Genomic DNA, 3,056 nt, shown 5'->3' with positions numbered 1-3,056 from the left:
CCGCAAGGCCAAGGGGTCGAAGGGCGGCCGGCCACCGGCCTTCGACCCCGAGGCCTACAAACAGCGTCACGCCGTGGAGTGCGGCGTCAACCGGCTCAAACGCCATTCGATACACGCCCTAGTTCCACCACCTGTCCCATGAGGTACCCACCTCGCGACCGCCGCCACCACAGGCGGTGGTGAACTTGAACATGCCGAAGATCCGTTCCGGAGGGTTGATCGCCGCTCGCACATCGATCCACTCCTGGCTTTGCTGTGGTTAGCTCGCAGACCTGCCGTCCGAGCCTGCTTCCTCGGAGCCGGGGCGGGCGGCCACGAACCAGAACCGCGAGGCGCATGGGCTGGTTTCCTGCAACAGCGTCCAGCCCATCCGTCCGGTGCATCAGGTGTCGTAGCCGTTCACGCAGTGTTCCTTATTCCGCTATCGCCTCTATGGCGATTGCGGTGAGCGACTCCCGCAAGGCGCCGGAAAGTTCGGCGATCCGGTTGAGCACGTCAGCATCCTCCCCGTCCACGAGGCGCAGAATCTCCAGCTGAATGCGAATCTCTTGAGCGGGTAGTGGCGGAATTTCTTCGTACAGGCTTGGCGAGTCCTCGCCAAATTCGGCAACCGATGTCAGCTCCAGACTGCCCAACTCCTGCGCGATGTCCACCGCCAGCGAGCTGCAGAAGTCTGCCCATTCTTGCAGAGAGGCGCGTTCGAGACTCGTGTTCGCCCTCAGAACCAGTTCTGATGACATGGCGAGCAGGGAGGCTCGGACGGTCTCTTCCTGCAACTCGCCCGTCTCCGGGTCAGCCGCGTAGATCGCCAATGCCTGCTGGCTCGACTTCACGGCGGCGAGCACGGTGGTCACGTCACGTGCTTCTCCCAGTTCCCTCAAGGCGTCAGCGGAGAACACGGCCGAACTCTCGTCCGCCACACCGGCCGCCACCAGAACAGCGGACGCACGGTGGACGCAGCCGAGCGCGCTCAAGGTCAGGCCCCAGTCGGACGCGTCTTCGAGCGCCGCATTGAGCCCCGCATAGGGTTCCTCTGCCATGGTCACAAACTCCAGAACATACGCCAGGGGGAATTCGTCTTGCTGGACCTGAAGCCGGGGCCACCTACAGTTACTCCGTTGCCCCTCAGGTCAGGATAGCATTTTCCCCAACAGATACCCGTGGAGGTACATCCTTCTACGATTCCCCATTCTTGAACGCCTAAATTCGGCTGAAGAGGCTGTTTATGATCGCCTCTTCCGCATGAGCTTCACCCTTTTGAAAAGCCTCATCAGTACGAAGGGAATCATTCTTCCGCCATCCGGTCGGTATGTACTTCTTGTTACTCGCCACCCACGTCTGCTCCAATGCCCTTCCGGCGTCCCTTGTGAGGAATAGGCCGCCGTTATCACCAGCAGACAGACCGCAGTTCTGGTCACCTTCCGAACGCGACCCTCTCCCGCCCGCACAGGTGAGGTGCCAACGCAGCACCGCCACGGCGTACCAGCTCGCCGCCGAACCCTCGAGCTGACGCTTGGTCCGCAGAGGCTGTCGGCCGTTGTACGTGAGACCGGTGCATGTTCTTGGTGGTCCGGAAAGGAGAATTGCCGTTCGTTCACGGGTTCAAGCAGGGGTTACACGCTTGAGCGAAGCTGCGGGTTCTGCGCTGCGGGGGGCTGTCTTCTGCTGGTAGACGGGTGGGAGCAGTTGTGTGTCCACCTTGGTCTGCGACAGGGAGTTCCCGTGTTTCGCAAGTCCCCCTCACGAAGGTATTCGCCGCCGGCGACGCGACTCGCTCTCACGCTGGTGGTGTTGGCGTCGGCTGGGGCCAGTTCGCCTTGGTACTCCGCTTCGGGGTCGGCGTTGTCTTCTTCGCCTGATGAGCCGCCTCGGACCGCGTTGAGTTCTGCCGGCTGGGATCACCGTGCCGCTTGGACGCCTGCGGCCGCTGTGGTTGAGCAGCAACAGCAGCAGCCTCAGCCGCCGTCGTTGCCGGCTGCCGGGGCTGTTGTGGCGCCGGGGGCGCCCGTTGCTGTGCCTGCGGTGTTCGGGGCTTCGGTGCAGGGCATTCCCGGCAACGTGCTCGGCGCTTATCGGGCGGCTGCCGACTTTGCTGCTCGTACGTCGCCTGGGTGTCATTTGCCCTGGCATCTGCTGGCCTCTATCGGGCGTATCGAGTCCGGGCACGCTCGGGGTGGGCGGGCTGATGCCGCTGGGACCACCAGTCCGGCCATTTTGGGGCCTGTTTTGGCTGGTGGGCCTGGTGTTGCTGCTATTCGGGACACCGATGGCGGGCGGTGGGACGGTGACGGTCAGTGGGATCGGGCGGTGGGGCCCATGCAGTTCATCCCCGGAACGTGGGCCTATTACGGGACTGACGGTAACGGGGACGGGGTTGCCAGCCCTCACAACGTTTTCGACGCCACTGCGGCTGCTGCTCGGTACCTGTGTTCCGGTGGGCTGGACATGGCTCGGCCGGGTGATGCTCGGGCTGCGGTGTTCCGGTACAACCACTCCGACTCGTACGTGCGCACGGTGATCGCGTGGAGCTCGGCTTACGCGACTGGGGCCCACGAGGTGCCTGGGGTGGTGCTGGACCACGCGGTCGACCAGTCGGCTCGGCCGGCTGCTCCCGCTGTGGTGCCTGAGCCTGCCAAGGAGAACGTGGCTGTGCTGGCCGCGCCCAAGCCGGTGGAGGTGAAGCCTGTGGCGCCTGAGGCCGGTGCTGGGGAGCCCAAGCCGGCTGCCGCGCCCGTTGCGGCCCCTGTGGAGAAGCCTCAGGCAGCTGCTACTGCGGAGGAGCCGGCCGTGGTGGCTCAGGAGAAGCCCGCTGCGGAGAAGCCCGTCCAGTCCAAGCCTTCTCGGCGGCCCGGGTGGATGGACGCGATCACCGCCCCGCTGGTGAAGATGTGCCTCAAGAAGCTCGGCCGGGAGAGCGAGGACCGGTCCGAGTACGGGAAGCACTGCGCGAAGGTCATTCGCGACGCCGTGGCCGAGGGGGTCATCACCGAGCAGGACGTCGCCGCGGCCAGGGCTCCCCAGCCCCGGTAGAGCTCCACCGGAACCGGACGACAAAG

At 64.8% G+C, this 3,056-nt stretch carries 2 protein-coding genes and 2 pseudogenes; 3 read left to right on the top strand and 1 reads right to left on the bottom strand.

Annotated features, from left to right (window positions below):
• Nucleotides 1-100, top strand: a pseudogene (locus ACFWGZ_RS40470) (IS5/IS1182 family transposase); the annotation flags it as partial.
• Nucleotides 101-413: 313 nt separating this feature from the next.
• On the opposite strand, the gene ACFWGZ_RS40465 reads toward ACFWGZ_RS40470, so the two are convergent.
• Nucleotides 414-1,040, bottom strand: coding sequence for a hypothetical protein (locus ACFWGZ_RS40465; RefSeq protein WP_382456882.1), 627 nt, complete (start codon nucleotides 1,038-1,040; stop codon nucleotides 414-416).
• A 1,276-nt stretch (nucleotides 1,041-2,316) separates the two neighbouring features.
• Here ACFWGZ_RS40465 and ACFWGZ_RS40460 point away from each other — a divergent pair.
• Both ACFWGZ_RS40460 and ACFWGZ_RS40455 read left to right on the top strand, forming a co-directional pair.
• Nucleotides 2,317-2,385, top strand: a pseudogene (locus tag ACFWGZ_RS40460) (lytic murein transglycosylase); the annotation flags it as partial.
• A gap of 402 nt (nucleotides 2,386-2,787) precedes the next feature.
• Nucleotides 2,788-3,030 (top strand): hypothetical protein, encoded by a 243-nt coding sequence (locus ACFWGZ_RS40455; RefSeq protein ID WP_382456883.1) that lies wholly within the window; start codon nucleotides 2,788-2,790, stop codon nucleotides 3,028-3,030.
• The last annotated feature ends 26 nt before the right edge of the window (nucleotides 3,031-3,056 follow it).

The organism is Lentzea sp. NPDC060358 (assembly GCF_042725365.1).
Taxonomy (GTDB): Bacteria; Actinomycetota; Actinomycetes; order Mycobacteriales; family Pseudonocardiaceae; genus Lentzea.
Note: the sequence above shows the minus strand (reverse complement) of the source record. Positions and strands in the feature narration are given on the sequence as shown.

Coding starts and splice junctions, on each gene's coding strand:
- ACFWGZ_RS40465 (WP_382456882.1), bottom strand. CDS start 1,040: ATGGCAGAGGAACCCTATGCGGGGCTCAATGCGGCGCTCGAAGACGCG.